The sequence below is a fragment of the Actinomadura monticuli genome (genome assembly GCF_041463655.1).
Classification (GTDB): domain Bacteria; phylum Actinomycetota; class Actinomycetes; order Streptosporangiales; family Streptosporangiaceae; genus Spirillospora; species Spirillospora monticuli.
Genome location: NZ_JAXCEI010000009.1, coordinates 301,770 through 320,741, shown reverse-complemented (window position 1 = coordinate 320,741; position 18,972 = coordinate 301,770). Strand labels below are relative to the sequence as shown.

The window sequence follows — 18,972 nt, the reverse complement described above, 5'->3', positions numbered from 1 at the left end:
CCTCAGCGAAGGGACCAGGTGTTAGTTAGCGAGGCAGAGTGGAACCGGCCTGCGCCGACTCTCCACGAGTCATAGGACGCGGAAGTATCCGTCAGGCTTGAGTTCGGCACGCCGGCCGGTGCGGGTGAGGGAGCCGGAGACGCGCACTTCGAGACCTTGGCCGTGGGCGCGGAGGGCACGGTCATAGTCGTCCGGGTCGAGAGGGACCCACACCTGCCGGTTCCTGCTGACATCTCGGACGGTGAGGACGCCGCGGACGACTACCCAGCCTTGTTCGTCGGGGCGGGCCCTCTCCATGGTGCGGACTCGGCCGCGAATCTGCGCCGGCTCGGTTCTCGGTTTCCGTCCGAGGTCCTCGGCGGCGTGGGCCAGCATGCTCACCTGCTCGCCCTCGAAGCGGACCGGGGCAGCGGGCGCTTTGGCGGCCACCGCGCCGGCCCAGTCGAACTGGATCTCGAAGGGACGGTTCCGGTCGGAGCCACCGAAGCGGGCCAGCGCCTGGCAGAGCGTCCGTGAGACACCGGCGTCCGTCCGTTCCTCGAAAGGCGTGAGCTCGGCCCGTTCGGATGCCTCCTCGGCAGCCGCCCTCGCGCTGAAGAGCGCACGCCTCAACCGCAGGAGGACTCTGCGCTCGAAGGCGTCTACGGTGGAGAAGAGCGTGTCGTCGTTAGGGCCCAGCGGAACTTCCGCGCTGACGACGAAGCTTCCCGGCGCGGTACCCAGGAGAGCCTTCTCCGGGAACTCCCGGACAACCCTCGGCTTGCTGTTGGGCAGGATGAAGCCCGCATCGGGGTAGTACTCGGCATAAGCGGCGGCGATGAGCAGTTCCCGTACGCCCTGGAACGCCTCAGCCGCATCGGCTGCCGGGATCAAGCCCGAGGGAGCGTTCGGGAAGAGCCGGAAGTACTGCCGATCCGTAGCGGGGGCAGCGAGCCTGTGCAACATCTCCGGCTCAGGGCGCTCTTCAACCTCCGCAAGCGTCCGGACGACCTCGTACATGCGTTGCGGAAAGTCGCGGAAACGGTCGGAGACCGGGACGACGATCTCGAGGTCGCGCCGACCGAACTCCCAGACCGTGGCGCGTCCGTTGAGTTCACCCGACCGGCGCCAGCCAGTGGAGCTCAGGTAACGCACCACGTCATCGGGCGCGAGACGCTGGAGTTCGTCCCGGCTGATCGTCATGACGCCTCCGCCTGGGCCGCGGTCGCCTTCTCTGGATCCTCCACGAGTGCGCGAAGCGAATCAACGGTCAGCAGGTTCGCCTTGGGGACGTGGACGGTCGTCTTCGCTCCGGCCTTCGCGTCGACGATCGGGTCCTCGCCCGCCAGGCAATGCCAGTAAGCGGCATTCCGCAACAGCAGCCCGTCGTGCTCGGCCGTGGCGTACTCCCGCCACTCCTTCGGGACGATCACCAGGAACAGGAACGTGGGGTAGATGGTGGCCCACCCGTCGGCGAGGAAGTTGAAGTGAGGAACCTCGAGACGATAACCCCACGTGGTGTCAGTCTCCGTGGCCGCGGAACCTGATTTCACCTGCACATTGATCGCGGGGGCGCGTGCGCCGCGAAGTGCTCCGACACCGTCGGGCCACATGCATAAGTCGACGCCGTCCATGTCCGGGATCGGCTTCGCCAGCCGCAGACCCGCCGCCACGGCGAGCGTGCTGACGAACGCCTCGCCGTAGCCGCCCTGGTGGTTCCTCGCATCCACGATGTCGGCGCGTCCTCCGTGCGGCGTCCTGTTGATATTTGTCGTATCCAGATCTAAGGCTGTAGCTCGCCGTAGCCGCCCTGGTGGTTCCTCGCATCCACGATGTCGGCGCGTCCTCCGTGCGGCGTCCTGTTGATATTTGTCGTATCCAGATCTAAGGCTGTAGTCGGAAATCGGTCAAGGTCCAGTAACGTGACGCTTGCGTTGCTCTGTCCGACCTGGTTGACCTGGAGGAAGCCTTGCCTCAGCTCGCCTTCGCCGCCGACTTCTTCGACGAGTACGAAAACCTGGAGAAGACGGTCAAGCAGGGTGTGCGAGAGGCGATGGCCAAGTTCCAGAAACTCACGGCCGCCGAGCTGACCGCCGACAAGGGCCTGCACCTTGAGCAGCTCGAGAAAGCTCGCGACCCTCGCATCCGCACCATTCGCGTCACCAGGTTCTGGCGCGGAGTCGTGCTCGCACCGGACGACGGCAGCGGCACATACCTGCTGCTCAAGGTGCTCCAGCACGACAAGGCGATCGCGTGGGCCCGCAAACGCGTCATCAGCATCAACACGGCCACACGTGGCCTCGAAATCCGCAACATCGATGCGATCGAGCAACTCACGCCCGTACTCCAGAAGGCAGCCGACAAGGCCCCTGCGCTTCTGTTCGCCGAGCACTCCGACACCGTCCTGCGGGACCTCGGCATCGACGACGGTGTGCTGCCCGCCGTCCGCACCATCATCGACAAACCGCAACTCGAAGCCTTCGCGAAGCTGTTCCCCGAAGACCAGTTCGAAGTTCTGCAGTACCTCGCCGAGGGCTTCACGTCCGACGAGGTGTGGCAGCAGGTCGTCGCGGTCCGGCGTCCCGCCGACGCGGCCGCTGGCGAGCCCACCGAAGACCTGGCGACCGCCATCGCCAACACCCCGAGCCGCATCGCGCTCGTGACGGGGCCAGACGAACTGCAGGACATCCTGACCAAGCCGTTCGACGCCTGGCGAATCTTCCTGCACCCGTCCCAGCGGCGCATCGCCTACCGCCCGTCCTACAGCGGCGCGGCGCAGGTATCCGGCGGGCCCGGCACCGGCAAGACCGTGGTGGCCCTGCACCGCGTCAAGCACCTCCTCGACCAGTCCGACGACGCCCGAATCCTGCTCACGACCTTCACGAACGCACTGGCCGACTCCCTACGTGAAAGCCTGCACCTTCTCGTTGACGATCCCGAAGCGCTCGACCGTGTCGACGTGACCACGGTGAACGCGCTCGCCCGCCGGGTCGTGGCCGACCACGGCTCCGTCCCCCACCTGGTCTCCGAGAACGACTACCGCACCCGCAAGCGCTGGCAGAAGATCGCCAAAAGGCTCGACCTGCCATGGAACGAGCACTTCCTCGACCTCGAATGGCGGCACGTCGTTCTCGCGCAGGGCATCGGCAGTGAGGAGGACTACCTCGCGGCCTCACGCGCCGGCCGAGGCGCGGCTCTCCGAGCCCCTCAGCGCGCCGAAGTCTGGCGAGCGGTCGCCGAGTTCGAGCGGCAGCTCGAAGCCGACGGCCAGTGCGCGCACCTCCAGCTCTGCATTAAGGCCGCCGAACTGCTGGCCTCGGAAGGGCCGCGGTACCGGCACATCGTCGTGGACGAAGCGCAGGACCTGCACCCAGCACAGTGGCGCGTCCTCCGCAACGCCGTCGCCGAACAGTCCGACGACCTGTTCATTGCCGGCGACCCGCATCAGCGGATCTACGACACCCGCGTGTCCCTGCGGTCCATGGGCGTGAACGTCTCCGGCCGCTCCAGCAGGCTCCGCATCAACTACCGCAGCACCCAGGAGATCCTGACCTGGTCGTCCGCCATCATGACCGGCGAGAAGATCGACGATCTGGACGAGGGCTCCGACACCCTCGACGGGTACAGGTCGAGGCTCCGCGGCCGGAACCCGGCTCTGGCATCGGCGTCCGGTCAGGCCGTCGAACTGGACCGCTTGGCCGACAAGGTCCGCTCCTGGCTGGACGCGGGGGTCGACCCGTCCGACATCGCGGTGGCGACCCGCTTCCACGACCTCGGCGCACGGGCGAAACAGCGACTCCTAGACGACGGCATTTCTGTCGTCGCGCTCAAGGACGGCCCCGACGCGTCGGAAGAGGGCGTGCGGGTCGCCACGATGCATGCGATGAAGGGCTTGGAGTTTCGATGCGTCGCCCTTATCGGTGTCACCGAGCGCGCCCACCCGCTCGAAGCCGCCGTCACAGCAGCCGACCTCGACCGCATACAGCACGAGATCGACATGCTCAGTGAACGCTCCCTCTTGTTCGTCGCCTGCACCCGTGCCCGCGAAGACCTCTACATCTCCTGGCACAGCACCCCCAGCCCACTCCTCCCGCTGTAACCACCTCAGCAACCGACCAATGGCCCGCTGCAACCGAAGGCTGAGCGACGCTTCCTCCACACGCTGTCCGTCCACCGACCACTCACTGGCGGACGAAGCGGCGACGACCACCAGGGCAAATCGAAGCCCGAAATACTGGGGCCCTTGCCCAGGCGCCCACGCGCCCAGGCTTCAGAGCTCGGGGCGTCCGCACTCTGGGTAAGGGCAGTGTCAGTGGCGTCCTCTACGGTGGTGGCCACCGACCAACTGGAGGCTCGTATGGCAAGCGCTGCTCCCCTTGAGAGCCGGATCCGGCCGCAGTTGGCTGAGCATCTGGAGGTGCTTGAGCCGGGGCTCAGGTTGATCACGGAGGAGTATGTGCTGCCCAACGCGTCGGGCAGCGGTGGCCGCATCGACATCCTGGCGCGCGACCAGCATCAGATGTGGGTGGTCATCGAACTGAAACGAGCGAACGCGACCGCCAGGGAGGCCGCAAACGAAATCGCTAAATACGCGGAGCTGCTGCGCCAGCACAAAGGGCTTCCCGCGGACCGCATCCGGACGATCGTGGTCGCGCTGGAACCACAGTGGAGAGAACTGCTGGCGCCGCTGAGCAACGTCGCCCGAGATTGGAGGCACGATCTGCGAGGCTACAGCCTGCTCGTCGACGAGGCCGGAATGCCTCTTTCGGCTCGGCGAGTTGAGTGGCTGCCCGAGCCGTTGGACCAGCGGCTGACCTCAATTCATCACTTCTACTTGTTCGGCCGTCCGCAGGACCGGGACAAGTGCTGGGAGCAGGTCTGGGCCCACGCCGGCGAAGCTCACGTAACCGATCTGGTCGGCGTGGACTTCCTGTTCCAAGGGCCGGCGGAGAAAGTGCGCAACCCTCACGGGTTGTACGTGGCGTTCGGGCGCATCGACCCGCAGGTCGGGCCGCCGCCCTGTGCCCAAGTGTGCGATCACCTGGTCCTGTTTCCCGACGAACGCATGGGCTTTCAGCACCCCGACGAATACGACGCGCTGTGTCATGTCACAAGTAGTGTGCTCGGTGACGAGGCAGAAAGCGGCAACCCGACGAATTTCAACCGTCTCGTGCAGGACCCTGACTGGCAAATCGGTCACGTCCGAACCACCGGAGTTTTCGCGGCGGGTTTGTATGAGACCAGTGACTTCGTGGCGGCGCTGCGAGGCAACGACGGGGAAGCGCGCGAGCTGTTCCACGCCAGCGCCAGCACAGCCGTGGCTTCGCGATGGAACCTGCTCAAGCAGGACGTGATGGGCTGCCTGGCGGGCAACGAGCAGTGGACCGAGCTGATGGGTGCTTGGCTAGAGAACGTCGAGCAATGGGACGGCGAGTACGACGTCGAAGTGCACATCTTCAATCCGTGCGATCTCCTGGGTACTCTGATTCACGGCCTACCGCAACGCATCGTCGACTACCGGACCAAGGTCATGGCCCCGAGGATGGCCGAGCTCGTCCCGATGATCGCGGCGGTTGCGGTGCCTCGCGACGACTCCCAAGTGTCATCGCTCCTCCAAGGCGGTCTGCAATGGGACGGCACCACTGTGCCGGCGTTCCAGCGCCGGGCCAGGAGCATCTATCCCACCCCTTTGTCGTGGGCCTCCCACCACTACGGCGGCATCACCTGGGAGGCCGACAGCAGATTGTTGAAGTTGATGGGGCTCTGGTACGTGATCCATGTCCAGATGTTGGCGCCCGACGGCTCGGGCGGGTCTGAGGTCGTCGACGGCTGTGTCGGCTTGCCTTCGGCCCTGGACGCGCAAACCGTCGAAGTCAACGGCGGCCTGCACAGCCTGGACGCGTTCATCCAGCATCACGCCGAAGAGATCTACCTGCTGGTCCAGGAGTACCGGCAGTTCATGGGTATCTGAGTTAACTTAACCCGCCCGTACGTCGGAGTCTGGTCGTCACTCTCTGCCCAATCGCTGCTACGTCGACGGTCGGGCGGCCAATCACCTCTGGGGCGGAGTCTCGCCTACTTCGCGTGGACGAAGATCGCCTGCGGGCATGAGGGCGGTCTCCTGCCGAATATCCACGACGTAGAAGACCCAGCCCATCCACTGGCCGTTATCCCGCTCCCAACGTGTGAGTAGACCTCTCACCCAGCGCCCCTCCACACGCACCCAACAGAGCTTCGTGCCCTGCGGGGCATAGTCCGGGAAGCAGGGGATGCAAGCGCTGTACCCGTCGGCCATGGCGTCGAAGACGTTGGCCGGCCGTACATCGTGAATCTCTTGACCTCGACCGAGTGCTTTGCGTTGTCCTCCGCGGAGGGCATCACATTTAGTGGACTGGTGGAAGACGGTACCTCCTCTGGTGATGAAGACCCTGGTGGCCAGGCCGGGCGGCGCTACTTTGCATGGGCTTACACCGCACTGCCCGGGAAGGTTGTCGTGGATACATCGGATGGTGTCTGTCACGACAACGATCGTTACGTAGACAATCGGGGTGAGTCAACTCATTCAGAACGTGTAAGGCTTCAGCCGCCATAGGTCGAGGTCATTCGGTGGTGAAGAAGTCTTCGTCGATCAGGATGAACCGGGATGGGACCATGTTGACGAAGTCGACAGCCCCGGCCAGAAACGGGTGATGGCCATGAAGACCTCCCGGACGGCTTGGGCGTCTTGGTGTGCGTCGGTGAAGGCTCAACAGGGTTGCGCTGAGGACGGCCTCACGTGTGATCGCCGATATATCCATATGAGCATGATATGCCCGATTTGAGATAGATTCCCAGTAGGTTCCGTTGCTTCTCCCGGGCAGTGGGAGTCGGTGAGCCGCCTCATTGGCTGTTGACTGTCCAGTAGGGAGAGCCCGCACTGCGGCACTCCCAAGCTGTCGCGCAGTGCCCGAGTTCGGCCAGAGGTGGATTCCAGTCCGACAACCGATCGGCATTGCCGGACCTCCCCCGCCCAAGAGTACGGGTGTCCCATGAGACAAACTCCGGCGAGTTGAAATGCTCCTTTCTGTCCTAGGGGGATAGCCTGTTGACGGCCTCCCTGACAGTCAGATCTGCCTGAACTCAGCGGCACATGTCAGCCCGCCGCCGCCCGCCGCAGCAGGGTAAGAGCATGAGAGGCATGCGTTGGCACAATTTGGTTGCCGAGCTGTTTAGAGGCTGCAAGGTAGGACCGTGTCGCGACACGTAGTGGATCCATAGGAATCCACCGCACACACTTCTGTGGTGCGGGACCGGGCGCGGTCCTGGACGAGTTGATCGGAGGCGCAGTCACGAGCGAGGTACAGCTCAACCAGCCACGCAAGCTCCAGCGACGTTCGCAGCTCGGTGGAGGGCGCCGACGGGACCGGGAGATGAGGTTCCGAGTCAGCGACCAGGAGTACGAGGAAATCTGCGCAGCAGCCCAGCGAGCAGGAGCCGCCTACGGCACCTTCATTACCCAGACCGTACAGGCAGTCATTCGTCAACACGAATTAGGACAGCAACCAACCGCGGAACTCTGCGAAGAACTGCGCGGCATCGCGCGACAGCTGAACCGAATCGGCGTGAACCTCAATCAGCTGGCGCGCATAGCGAACACGACAGGACAGGTGCCCTGCGAACTGCCCGCCGCATTGTCGTATCTGGAGAACGTCCTCCGCAAAGTGGACACCTCGTCCGTTGAGATCGGCCGGCTCCTGCGTTGATCGGCAAAGTAACCCGAGGCGAGAACCTCGCAAGGCTGCTGTCCTACCTTTACGGCCCCGGCACCCGCAACGAGCACGTCGGTCCCACATCGTCGCCGGATTCCGGCTCCCCATGGCCCTGGAGCCCGGTCTCGACGCCAGAGGGCATCGTGACTTCCGCCACCTGACCGGTGTCATGACCTCCCCGCTCGACACCCTCCGGCACACGCCACTGACCTCGCCGGTCTGGCAGTGCTCGGTCCGAGCTGCCCCCACAGACCGAACCCTGTCGGACGACGAATGGGCCGACATCGCCGAGGAGGTGTTGCACCAGACCGGATTCGCCCCACGAGGCGACGACCAGGCATGCCGCTGGATCGCCGTGAGGCACGCCGACGACCACATCCACTTGGCCGTCGTCCTGGCCCGCGAGGACGGACGCAACCCCAACGTCCACCGCGACTACTACAAGGTCGCCGACGCCTGCCACATCGCCGAGGAGCGCTACGGCCTCACCAGAACTGCACCCACCGACCGCACAGCAGCGCCCCGACCGACTCGAGCCGAGAAGGAACTCACCAACCGCAAGAACTGGCCGGAGCCGCCCCGCACCACCCTCCGCCGACGCGTGGCCGCTGGTCGCGAAGCCTCCGCATGCACGCTTGGCAGCTCCAAAGGGGCGTGATCCGAAGGGGCGTGACTGCCCAACCTACGGTCGCGAGCCGCTGCTGGCACTGTGCGAACCACAGCTCGACAACCGATAGTTCTCCAGGGCCAACTCGGACTTGCCTGTCGCGCGCCGCCCTCGAATGAACACGCGACGCGCCTGCTACGTGGCTGCCAGTAATAGCGATTGCGCTCGACATTTGGCCTGTATCGGGCGGTCTCGGCGCGATCGTTCCACTGAGATAATCAGCTAATAACGGCCCAGGGACGATTAACGATCCGTTTGGTCCGAAGATGCTTCAGCTCGAGTACATGACGCCCTACTTAGAGAATCATAGCAAGACGAAAAACCTCTGTCCGCTCCCTCAAAGGTTTTCCGCCTAACCCTTGCTCAGCGACATTCATTGTGACGACGGTCTTGCGTCGCCCAGAGGCCCGCGGCTACCGAAAAGTTTATCGGGAGGGGAAGCGAGATCCGGGCTCGGAGTTCGCCAGAGCTGAAGATCAGCTCCTCTTCGGACCTCGAAATCGAGGCGAAGTCCAGCTTCTACGCCAGCGGGTGCATGCGCGACCCGCTCATCGGCCAACTGTATCTCGAGTATGCGCCCCCAGCGTGTCGATCTACTTCCAGACATCACAACGCAGTCACCCTCCGAAATCGAAAATGCCAGAGAGGGGATCACAACGATTCTCTTATTTCTGAAGTATTCGCTCGGCACTCCCAGGGGAATGGATTCGCCATTTCTAATCGATGCTTCCACGAGTAGTCCGGCGAGGCTGGCAACGAGACCTAAGGAAATAGCTTCGAGGAAATCGACCTTAGCCAGAAGTCGTTCATACGATTGAATCTCATCGGGTATTGCGCGATGTGCGACTTCGTTGCGACGTTCGACTAGGTCGTCCAATTCGCTCTTCAGAACTCCCATGAGGGTGCTTTTACTCGTATTGTTTGTGAGGGACGCCCAGCTCTCAACTGCATCCGAGCGTCGGATCTTATCTTGCAAGTCTGAAACGGCCCACACGAAGAGTTCACAGAGTGAGTCCCAGCGAAGGTTCGAATTATGAAGCGCTATCAACTCAAGTCTTATATCAAAAGATGAAGATGATTCATCCAGGCATGATGCGAGACTTTTGACAACATCAAGTTCCTTAACTTCCCGGTACCTTCCAACGCCCAGACTTTGGCCTAAGAGAACCGAGGCATTGCGCACGTACCGGCGACGTAGGGTGAACAGCTGTTCGGAGGACAAGTTGGTGGGATCAGCTAGCAGCATCTCACTGAATCGGAGTGCCACACGTTCCGCAAAGTTTTCGAATGATGCATACATCGCAGAAATGCATCCGATGTAGGCAAATCTACGCTGATCAGACGTCTGCCGTTCTTCTGATCCACTTCTAAGGAATCGGCGAATCCTTTCAAGATCCGTCGAGAATTGGCTGTATTGCAACATCATGTAAGGTCGACCCATTTAACCCGCGATGGCGGCCAATGCAGCACCCAACGCGTCAAGTGCGTACCTGTTGCGTCGACGTGCATCCGCTGTATTGGTTCTACGGCCACCGAAAGTTGCAGCGTGTTCATCATACATTTTGTCAATCGCTGACTGGACAACTCCAGCGTTATTCAGAAGCGACACTCTTTGCTCTTGAGTCAGGGCTGAGCTTGCATACATGAGGGCATCGTAGGCAATCTTGCTGAAATGACGATTACTTCCCTTGACTTGAAAAGCTGTCGCTCCGGCGATTGCATGCCAGAAACTGATGTTCTCTTGAAAAAGTTGCTTATAGTCGTCCAGAGTCGCAGCGTCGAACTTATTGCCTTTCGCGAGGAACTCGTCCAAGAAATCTGAAATTCGATTCAGTCCTTGTGAGAATTTAGTGAGATGGCGATAAGCATAGAATCGCAAGACAATCTCTACATCCTCCATCGACTCGAACATTCTGCGTCCGATCTTTGTCACCAGGACACCTTCTGGGTCTTGCTCAAGTGTTGCCCCCTCTCCATCACCCGCGTCCTCTTCATCTGCACTAGCGGCTGCCTCGATGCCGTCGAGGGGGGTGCCTAGCATTACGCGAAGTTCCTTAGTTCGCGACAGCTTCAGGCAGAGGTCGTTTAGTGGCCCATTGAAGACAGCATTGCGCGTCTCTTGGCCACTAAGTCGTACACCGCCAGAGTTCAACCTCTCGAAAACCAACTTCTTGAGGAACGCGGCTCGCTCTTCGGTTGTAGCCGTCTCATTGAGTAGAATGATCGATGACAGATATCTCCGGTCAATTCCGTCGCGGATTGAGCTGGGCAGTGTTTCATATGTCCGACCATTAAGTTCTGGCCAGTACTGGAGTTCTTTCAGTTCAAGTGAGTCGCTATAGAAATCCATCAACGCTGTCAAGCGTTGACGGCCGTCCATCACCTCGAAGCGTGCCAGGTCGTACTCATAAAGAAAGATTGGAGGAACTGGGACATTCATCAGGAACGATTCGATCAGCCTAGATTTTCGACCATCATCCCAGCGATGGCGACGTTGATACTCGGGATCTCTTTTGTATTTGGCCTCTCTTGTTCCGGCTTCTGTCTCAAAGGTATCCGTGAACATGGCCAGGATCTGGTTCAGTGGATAGCGCGCCTGCTCGACTACGATACGAACGCCTTCCTCGACGTACCGCTTGTTCAGCTGCGCATCGCTTAGGGGCGGCGAGTCTTTCGGCCTTAGCTCGTCGATGGCCTCCCCTGGGAGCAACGGAACCTGTAGGTTGATCTTGCTATCCCGAGAGCCCATCGTGTCGCTCCTGCCTATCAGTATCCGTAGGCTGATCCTACCGGTTCGAAGTTTAGGATGGCGGCCCGACTAACGTAAGCCCGGCAATCGAATGGATCTCTTTGATGGCCGAGCCGACCTTCCCGACCTTCCCGACCTTCCCGACCCGCCGCTCCTGAGGTTGTGATCTCACCATGGTCGGCTGAATCGGTGATGTTGCGGGCTGCGCTAGGTGCGGGTGGATAGATTGACCAGGTGTTTTGCTTCGGGAACGCTCAGCCGGAGCAGTCCGGAGATCGGCGGGCGTGGGAGGACTGTCACCGGTGGTGTGGGCGTGGGAGGCGGTGATGGCGCAGTCCCCAGGGCCGCCATGGCCGAAAGAGGTGGCGATGCAGCGTCGGATAGGTCCTGACACTGCCAGTGGTCCAGCCCGAAGGCGTGCTTCCCGGTCTGGAAGTCCGTCGATCGGCCTATCCGCGGCCGCGATCCGCACCAGGGTCCGCAATGTCACCGGCCGCCACCCTTCGGAGACGAACACCAGGTAGAACGCCACTTCGGGGACGCCTTTGGCCTTGGGGGTCAGCTGCTGCGGTTCAGCAGGTGGCCGCGGGGGCCGGCGGTTTCGGTCCAAGCCCATGCGTATTCCGCCGGTCGGGGCCGGTGGTCTGCTCGCGTGTCAGGTAAGGGCCGCGGCCGACCAGGGCGTGCCTGGTGGCGGTGGCCAAGCTGCGGTACACGGGTGTTGGTGGCGTTGCCAGATCCGGCCGACGCAGCCGACGTACTGGCGTTTGACACTGGCGGTCCAGGGGCCCATTCCCTTGCCCGGACTCGTCCAGGGACTGCGACCGTGTCACCGTCGTCCTGACAATCGGACACCAGCGTCCGACGGCGGCCATCGCGCCATGATGTGCCACGTCGCGGTGCTCTTCAGGTGCTGCACCCTATCCTGCGTGCTGTCTCAGGCCTGCTCGGCGATGCTCCAATCGACTCAGAACATGAGCTCAGACTGCCGCACCAGGGTCGTTGGGTGCTTGCGGATCACTCCGGGAGGATCGGTGAACGAAGACATATAGCTCGTCGAGTGACAGCCCCAACTCGGTGCCAGGGCGGCAACGGTGAAAAATTCCGGCGTGGACGTGCGGCCCCTCTCGATGCTTCTCACGGTTTCGACGGAGATCCCCGCGCTACGGGCAACGGCCTCGGCTGAGCGCCCGGAGGCGTGTCGGGCCTGTGTCAGACGGGAGGCCAGCACCTGTCCGCGGCGCTGTGCAGCGGGATCCAGCCTCCTGCGAGACATGGTGTAATTATACTTGTATTCTTCCACCATGACGGCGACCGCAGCGACCTCTTCCCTCAAGTGGCCTGAAGACGCCCTGCGCCTGAACGCCGTCTGCCCGTACTACACGATGTTTCCACTGGACTTCCCCCTTCAGCAGCTTGAGGCCCTCCCAGAGGCCACCCGGATGCTGGACCCGTTCTGCGGGCGGGGTACCACCCTGTATGCCGCGCGTCTGGCCCGGTTGCCGTCGGTGGGCATCGACATTAACCCGGTGGCTGCCGCCATCGCTCGGGCGAAGCTGATAAAGGTCACACCGGGTTCCGTGGTCCGACTTGCCCGGCAGATCCTCAGCGATGGCTTTAGGGGGGAGATGCCCGATGGTGAGTTTTGGCGGTTGTGCTTCGAGCAGGAAACGCTTCGCGAGCTGGTGACCCTACGCGAGGCGCTGCTGGAGATGAGCACGCCGACAGCCGCCATGCTCCGAGCGGTCATGCTGGGGATTCTGCATGGGCCGCGCAACAAGGGCGTCCCGTCGTACCTGTCGAACCAGATGCCGCGCACATACGCATCTAAGCCCGCCTACGCGGTGAAGTTCTGGACCGAGCGTGAGATGGAGCCGGTGCGTGTCCCTGCCTTGGAAGTCATCGAGCGGCGGGCCCAGCGTCTCCTGCATGCGGCACCGCCTGCCCACGGCGGAAGAGTCTACCTGGGTGATTCTGTTGAGACCCTCAACGGTCTGCGGCAGAAGTTCGATCTGGTGGTCACCTCACCTCCTTATTACGGCATGCGCACCTACGTAGCCGATCAGTGGTTGCGTTCATGGTTCCTCGGGGGATCCCCGGAGGTCCCCTATGGCACGACCGGGCAGATCGCCCGCCAGCCGAATCAAGAAGCGTTCATCCAGGCTCTGGCCGAGGTATGGGCTGCTACTGCCCGCCGCTGCCACGAGGGTGCTCGGCTGGCGATCCGGTTCGGCGCTCTACCCTCGGCCCGCACTGATCCGGAGGAGATGCTTCTGGCCTCCGTGAAGGAGTCAAGAGCTGGATGGGTCATCAAGGAGGTCCGGCAGGCCGGTACGCCGGCCAAACGGAACAGGCAGGCCGAGCAGTTCGGCAAGGCCGGCTCCGCTATCGACGAGATCGACCTCGTCGCAGAGCTGGTAGGGCTGGCCCGTTAGGGCAGCATCCCGGTTAGTTCCCACAACTGCGTAACAAACTGTCAGTGTCTCGTGCCATCCTGTGGGGGCCGGACGAGTGAACCACTTGCCTATGAGCCCGGTGTGGGGAGAGGCATGTTCGACGCGGACCAGATCAAGCAGCTCAAGCAGCTGATCGGCGATCAGGTCGAAGCTGGTCGTGAAGTGCTGGACAAGTTGGTCGAGCAAACCCGTGCCATCCGCCCTGAGGTCAGGGTGATTAAGCCACGGGCAGCGACTTCTGTTGCGTTGATGGCCTCCGACGGCGGCAATAATAAGGTCGCCTTCAACCCCTTCTACCTTCAGGTCGTTCGTGTCGTGGATTCCAACGGCAAGGAGCTGTGCCTGGAGGCGGTCTCCCCGATCTCCGACATCACCGCCCTGAGTCGCCGTCAGTTCCATGAGGACGGCAGTCCGCAGACCGCGCTCGGCAGGATGATGCACGGGCTGGGCGTGCAAAGGCTCCAGGATCTGTCGCCGATGATGTCCGGCAGTTCGCCCAGCTGGGTGCAGGTCTTCAGGGACCTGTGCGAGTGGGCCACGCTGTATGACCTGATCTGTTACCGCGACTACGCGGTCGACACCTTGATCGTCCGCGACGGACTGCTGCGCAGCAAGATCTTCCACGGCGAGCTGTTCGTGAAGATGGGCGAGCTGATGTATGAGGCCATAGAACAGACCCGGCGTCGCGACCGACGCAAGGTGTGGCTGGTCGGTCTGGCAAAGAAGACTCAGGTCCTTGAGTACTATCGGCTGGCTATATCACTGTCCGGCGTGTTCGACAACGGTGCTGCCTGCTTCGCCAAGGTCCCCACGGAGATGCTGGACGAAGTATATCTCTGGGACGAGTACACCAGGGACATCGAGGACGATTCGACGGGCGAGAAGCCGAAGTTCAACTTTGGATCTATGTACTTCGTCCGCTTCGGCCCACACTCCGGCGACCCCATCTGGACCGTGGACGTCATGTCTCGCCAGGACAGGGAAGCCCAGGCGATCTTCGGATACCTGCAGGCTGACGCGGTGGCCGGCTTTCCTATCCCACTCTATCCGAACTGCATCCAGCAGGCCGACAGCTTCTCCCGCGTCGCCGATCTGGACATGGACATCGTCGAAGACCAACTCGTTGACGCTGTCCGCGACCAGGTTGGTGAAGAAAAGGCGCCGGTCATCGACGCTCTGCGGCTCGCCTCTGATGTCGCTGCCCGCCGCTACGAGTAACGCCCCCTCCTACCCGGTCCGCATTCTGTGGAGCAAGATCCGACATGAGCCTGTTCGAGCGCGACAAAGTGGTCGGCACCTTCCGTGGTTTCTCCGAAAGTGGCATGGAGTTCCACGCCGACCTCGTGCTGCCGCACCACGACGACTTCCAGACCATGGCCATGCACGGCCAGTTCGTCCTTGTCCAGCTCGAACACGAGCGTGAGGCCATCCTGGGGCGGATCACCACTATCTCCTCCCAAGGGCGCCTGGTGTCACCGATCGGTGAGGACTACGCCACCCGAGCGGTACGCGACCAGCGGCCCATCCCTGACGAGCTGCGCGAGCGCTACCTGAAGTACAAGGTCGACATCCGTATCCTCGGCGTCCTCCGCATGGAGGGGGACAAGCACATCTTCGTCCCGAGCCACCGGCGCCTTCCACACGTCGGTGCCCAGGTCGCGCTCCTGGGTGACGACCTGCTCGCCGAGGTCGTCAACGCCAAGGACACCAGCGACGGCGCGGTTCCCATCGGCTATCTCGCCTTCGGTGAATTCGTCTACGCTGGCAATGATAGGCGCGTGGGGGACACCTCCTGGATGCAGGTACAACACCCCGCGATCATGCCGACATTTCAAATCGACAAGCTCGTGGCACGCCGCAGCTTCGTCTTCGCCCGCGCTGGCTTCGGCAAGTCAAACTTGGTCAAGCTGCTCTTCTCCGCTCTGTACCAAGAACAGCCCACCGTCCCACGCCGTTCTGGCAAGGCTCCTGTCGGCACGCTTATCTTCGACCCGGACGGCGAGTACTTTTGGCCCGACTTCAAGGGCCGTCCCGCCCTGTGTGACGTGCCGCACCTCCGCGACAAGCTCGTCGTGTTCACCAACCGCCAAGGCCCCAGCGACTTCTACCAGTCCTTCGTCGTTAACGGCGTTAAACTGAACATCAAGGAGCTTCAGGCATCGCGCGTGCTGGGCATCGCGCTGCCGCCCGAAAAGCAGGACCAACAGAACGTCGTCAAGCTCAAGTCTCTCGACGGACCCAAGTGGGGCCGTCTTGTCGACCTGATTTACCGCGAGAAGTACGGTGCCGACCGTTCTCAGGTGCAGCAGATCCTCAACCTGGACGCCAGCCAGGAGGCCGAGACGAACGCGGCGATCGGCAACATGACCCGCGTCGTCAATGCACTTCACGACCCCGACAGCCAACTCCTAAGTGCTCTGAAAGACTGTCTGTCCCAGGGCAAGCTCTGCGTGGTGGACATCTCCCAGATGCGTGGTTCTCAAGGGCTTCAACTCGCTGGTGTGATTCTCGGCGACATCTTCGAGCACAACCAAAATCAATTCACTGAGGCCGATCCGAAGTCAATTCCAACCATCGCCGTCATTGAAGAAGCACAATCCGTTCTTGGTGGCACCACTCAGAGTGAAGATGGCCCCTTTGTATCCTGGGTCAAGGAAGGCCGCAAGTACGACCTCGGCGCCCTGCTCATCACGCAGCAGCCAGGCAGCCTGCCACAGGAACTTCTCAGTCAGGGTGACAACTTCTTCGTCTTCCACCTGCTTTCCCAGGGTGACCTGATTTCTCTGAAGAAGGCCAACGCTCACTTCTCCGAGGACCTGCTGGCCACCCTGCTCAACGAACCACTCGTCGGCAACGGGATCTACTGGTCGAGTGCCCCTGGCACCGACCGTCATTCGCGCCCCTACCCGGTCTCCGTTCGTGTCCTCAGTTTCGAAGACTCGTACACGATGGCTGACCCAGACTACTCGCTTCAGGCCCCCGACAGCTTCGCTGCTCAAGCCAAGGCCGCCGTCGAAGAACGCCGTTCCGAAGCGAGGGTCGCTACCGCTAGTCTCGCAGCCAGCCACCCCCCGGGCGGCGCCAGCGAGGCATCCAGAGAAGACCTCGCAGCAGACGACAGTGCGATCGCGATCGTCCATCTCCGAGATAAGCACGAGTTCCACAACATGATCAACAGTCCCCGCGGCATAAAGTGGGGACGTGTCGCCCACCTGCTGGCCGAGAAGGCACCCGCGCACGCAAAGCGCGACGGGTCCGCCTTCCACTGGGGCAGGAAGCTAGTCAAGCAGGCACTGGATCAGCTGTATCCGGGACAGTGGGCCACTGTATCTAGAGACGACGACAAGTATCCAGGCAAGTCCGCCAAGTTCATCATGCTTAAGGAACACGTTCTGAAGGCGGAATCTAGTGAGGGGCAGAAGGCAGGCGAGAACAAGATTGATGTGCAGTTCAAGAGTGATGTGCAGTTGGAGGTCGCTCAGCCTGACGAGGTTCCTCCCTTCTGAGTTCGTGACCCCAACGGGGAATAGAGAAGATGAACGCCAGGCATCAGCCCGGTGTCTCGGGTTGAGAGCGATCTCCTGTCGAGGCTTTCAGCTTGGTGGAAAATGCACGTCGTGCTTGTCCTTCGCGCTTCCGATGCCTTGGAAGACTCAGCGAGATGCAGGAAGCTGTCTCACAGTTTCCGCGCGGTCTCCGGCCGCCTTGCGGATCTGGAGAGCTGCGGTCTGGTGTTCAGCCCGCAGGAGGTCGGCCACGGTGTCGACGCCGAACGTGTGCCCTTAAGGAGTCTGCTTGGCGGCCAGGTGACGGCCAACTTGATCGTCCACCACAGCGGCAACATCGGGTCCCCGCGCTGGTCCGGCTCTACCAGCGCGAGCAGTGCTGACCGATGCGGGGATCGAGTCGACCAGGCGCTTACGGTCGAGGGTTGGGTTTCATGGGATGCCGCAGCGGGCGGCCAAGCCTCGTAGTTCGGGGGACGTTCGGCCGGAGACCAGGAGGCTGGTCACCAGGTCGCGGACGGCGGGGCGGGAGTGGGTTTCTTGAGGAGCTGCGCGTTCCGCGTGGAGAAGCGCCTGTAGGCACTGGTTGCGGCGTCCCCACATGCCGTACGCGCGGGCGATGTCGGTGAAGTAGCGGGCTCGGCGTTCCAGGGTTGGTAGCGATCGTGGGGTGAGCTTGCGGGCGGCTGCGATGGCTGCAGAGGGATCGCCTGCGGCGTACTCGGCGGAGATGAGGTGGAGTTGGACTGCAGTGGGGCTGAATCCGCCGCCGTGGTCGCGTAGGAGCACGCCTCTGCCGAGTTGTGCGGCGGTTGCGGCTGCTTGTTCTGTCAGCTGTCGCATGCCGGAGCGGTCGCCGGCGTGGGCGGCGGTGTACGCGGCCGACATCACCAGCAGGCCGCGCTCGGCGGTGAGGGTGGGATCGCGGCCTTGCAGCATCTCGTCCTCGGCCATGCCCAATGCGATCTGCGCCGCCTGGATGTGCAGACCTGCGCGGCGTGCCAGCACGGCGAGGTTGCGTGCTGCCTCACCGGCCACCAAGGGGATGCCGGATGCGGCGGCGAGAGTGCGGGCCCTGTCGGCGGCGACCCAGCCGAGTTGATCGTCCAGCTTGATCATGATGCGCGTGACGAGGGTGTACGTCTCGGCGAGGACGGAGCTGGCCGTTTCTCCTGCTGAGTGCCCGCTGGAGATCAGGCGCGGTAGGGCGTCCGCGAGTCGGCTGTACTGGCAGTTGTCGTAGTCACGGATCGCCGCGTTGAGTGCCGAGGGGAGTTGGGGTGCCTGTATGGGCTGGTTCGGGTGGCCAGTGCCGAGCATCGCGTCGCGGATGCGAGCCAGTAGGTACTCACGCGGATTGGTTTCGGGGCCAGCCGCTGCTGCTACGGCGGCTCGGGCTGGGGCGCTGGCGGCGGCAGCGGTGACCGCAAGGCCGGTCAGCAGTTGGCGGCGCCGCACATCGTCCTCCGCGGGTGGGTGGATCGTCACCGTAGCGGTGATGCCCAGTGCGGTCGGGGTGATCTCTAGAACTTCGGCGAGGCGGCGGATGGTGGCTACGTCGTCCAGCGGTTGGGCGCCCGTCTCCAGGCGGGAGATGGTGGAGCGGGAGCAGTGGAGGCGGTTGGCCAGGTCGCGTTGCGTCCAGCCGTGGGCGACGCGGGCGGAGCGTACGAGCAACCCGAGGCTCGGGCTCATGGCGGCCCCCGTGATGAGAGGAACGAGCTCGGGAGAGTTATGCCCGTCGAGGGACTCGTCCGCAGCCAGGGTGAGGTGGCCGTGTTGGGGCGGTTACATCGCCCGGGGTCGTGTGCCGTTAGGCGCTGCCGGCATTGGGAGCCTTCGACTGGTTTGGGTGCTGGACGGATGG

General features: G+C 62.6%; 13 protein-coding genes. 7 read left to right on the top strand and 6 right to left on the bottom strand.

Annotated features, from left to right (window positions below):
* Positions 1-69 precede the first annotated feature (69 nt).
* Positions 70-1,182: a hypothetical protein gene (locus SM611_RS22295; protein ID WP_371951810.1), complete on the bottom strand. Its 1,113-nt coding sequence runs from the start codon at positions 1,180-1,182 to the stop codon at positions 70-72.
* Positions 1,179-1,709: a DUF4365 domain-containing protein gene (locus SM611_RS22290; protein ID WP_371951809.1), complete on the bottom strand. Its 531-nt coding sequence runs from the start codon at positions 1,707-1,709 to the stop codon at positions 1,179-1,181. Before SM611_RS22290 ends, SM611_RS22295 begins: the two co-directional genes overlap by 4 nt.
* 239 nt (positions 1,710-1,948) lie before the next feature.
* On the opposite strand from SM611_RS22290, the gene SM611_RS22285 reads away from it, so the two are divergent.
* The 4 genes from SM611_RS22285 (at position 1,949) to SM611_RS22270 (ending at position 8,385) form a co-directional block, all read left to right on the top strand.
* On the top strand, positions 1,949-4,078 hold the full coding sequence (locus SM611_RS22285; RefSeq protein WP_371951808.1) for a UvrD-helicase domain-containing protein: 2,130 nt from the start codon (positions 1,949-1,951) through the stop codon (positions 4,076-4,078).
* Positions 4,079-4,309: 231 nt separating this feature from the next.
* Positions 4,310-5,950 (top strand): endonuclease NucS domain-containing protein, encoded by a 1,641-nt coding sequence (locus tag SM611_RS22280; protein ID WP_371951807.1) that lies wholly within the window; start codon positions 4,310-4,312, stop codon positions 5,948-5,950.
* A 1,339-nt stretch (positions 5,951-7,289) separates the two neighbouring features.
* Positions 7,290-7,721 (top strand): plasmid mobilization protein, encoded by a 432-nt coding sequence (locus SM611_RS22275; protein ID WP_371951806.1) that lies wholly within the window; start codon positions 7,290-7,292, stop codon positions 7,719-7,721.
* Between the two features lie 112 nt (positions 7,722-7,833).
* On the top strand, positions 7,834-8,385 hold the full coding sequence (locus SM611_RS22270) for a relaxase/mobilization nuclease domain-containing protein (protein WP_371951805.1): 552 nt from the start codon (positions 7,834-7,836) through the stop codon (positions 8,383-8,385).
* Positions 8,386-8,767: 382 nt separating this feature from the next.
* Here SM611_RS22270 and SM611_RS22265 read toward each other — a convergent pair whose 3' ends face one another.
* The 3 genes from SM611_RS22265 to SM611_RS22255 all read right to left on the bottom strand — a co-directional run bounded on the left by SM611_RS22265 (position 8,768) and on the right by SM611_RS22255 (position 12,419).
* Positions 8,768-9,817 (bottom strand): HEPN domain-containing protein, encoded by a 1,050-nt coding sequence (locus SM611_RS22265; RefSeq protein WP_371951843.1) that lies wholly within the window; start codon positions 9,815-9,817, stop codon positions 8,768-8,770.
* An 18-nt stretch (positions 9,818-9,835) separates the two neighbouring features.
* Positions 9,836-11,143, bottom strand: a complete 1,308-nt coding sequence (locus tag SM611_RS22260) for a DUF262 domain-containing protein (RefSeq protein ID WP_371951804.1) — start codon at positions 11,141-11,143, stop codon at positions 9,836-9,838.
* 967 nt (positions 11,144-12,110) lie between these two features.
* A complete protein-coding gene (locus SM611_RS22255; protein ID WP_371951842.1) occupies positions 12,111-12,419 on the bottom strand; it encodes a helix-turn-helix domain-containing protein in 309 nt (102 codons plus the stop codon).
* 28 nt (positions 12,420-12,447) lie between these two features.
* Here SM611_RS22255 and SM611_RS22250 point away from each other — a divergent pair, with 28 nt between their 5' ends.
* The 3 genes from SM611_RS22250 to SM611_RS22240 all read left to right on the top strand — a co-directional run bounded on the left by SM611_RS22250 (position 12,448) and on the right by SM611_RS22240 (position 17,105).
* Entirely contained in the window at positions 12,448-13,578 is a 1,131-nt protein-coding gene (locus SM611_RS22250) for a hypothetical protein (RefSeq protein WP_371951803.1), read from the top strand.
* 114 nt (positions 13,579-13,692) lie between these two features.
* Positions 13,693-14,817, top strand: a complete 1,125-nt coding sequence (locus SM611_RS22245; RefSeq protein WP_371951802.1) for a hypothetical protein — start codon at positions 13,693-13,695, stop codon at positions 14,815-14,817.
* 44 nt (positions 14,818-14,861) lie between these two features.
* Entirely contained in the window at positions 14,862-17,105 is a 2,244-nt protein-coding gene (locus SM611_RS22240; protein WP_371951801.1) for an ATP-binding protein, read from the top strand.
* A 432-nt stretch (positions 17,106-17,537) separates the two neighbouring features.
* Here the strand turns inward: SM611_RS22240 and SM611_RS22235 are convergent, their stop codons facing one another.
* Positions 17,538-18,800 (bottom strand): helix-turn-helix transcriptional regulator, encoded by a 1,263-nt coding sequence (locus SM611_RS22235; protein WP_371951800.1) that lies wholly within the window; start codon positions 18,798-18,800, stop codon positions 17,538-17,540.
* Positions 18,801-18,972: the final 172 nt, after the last annotated feature.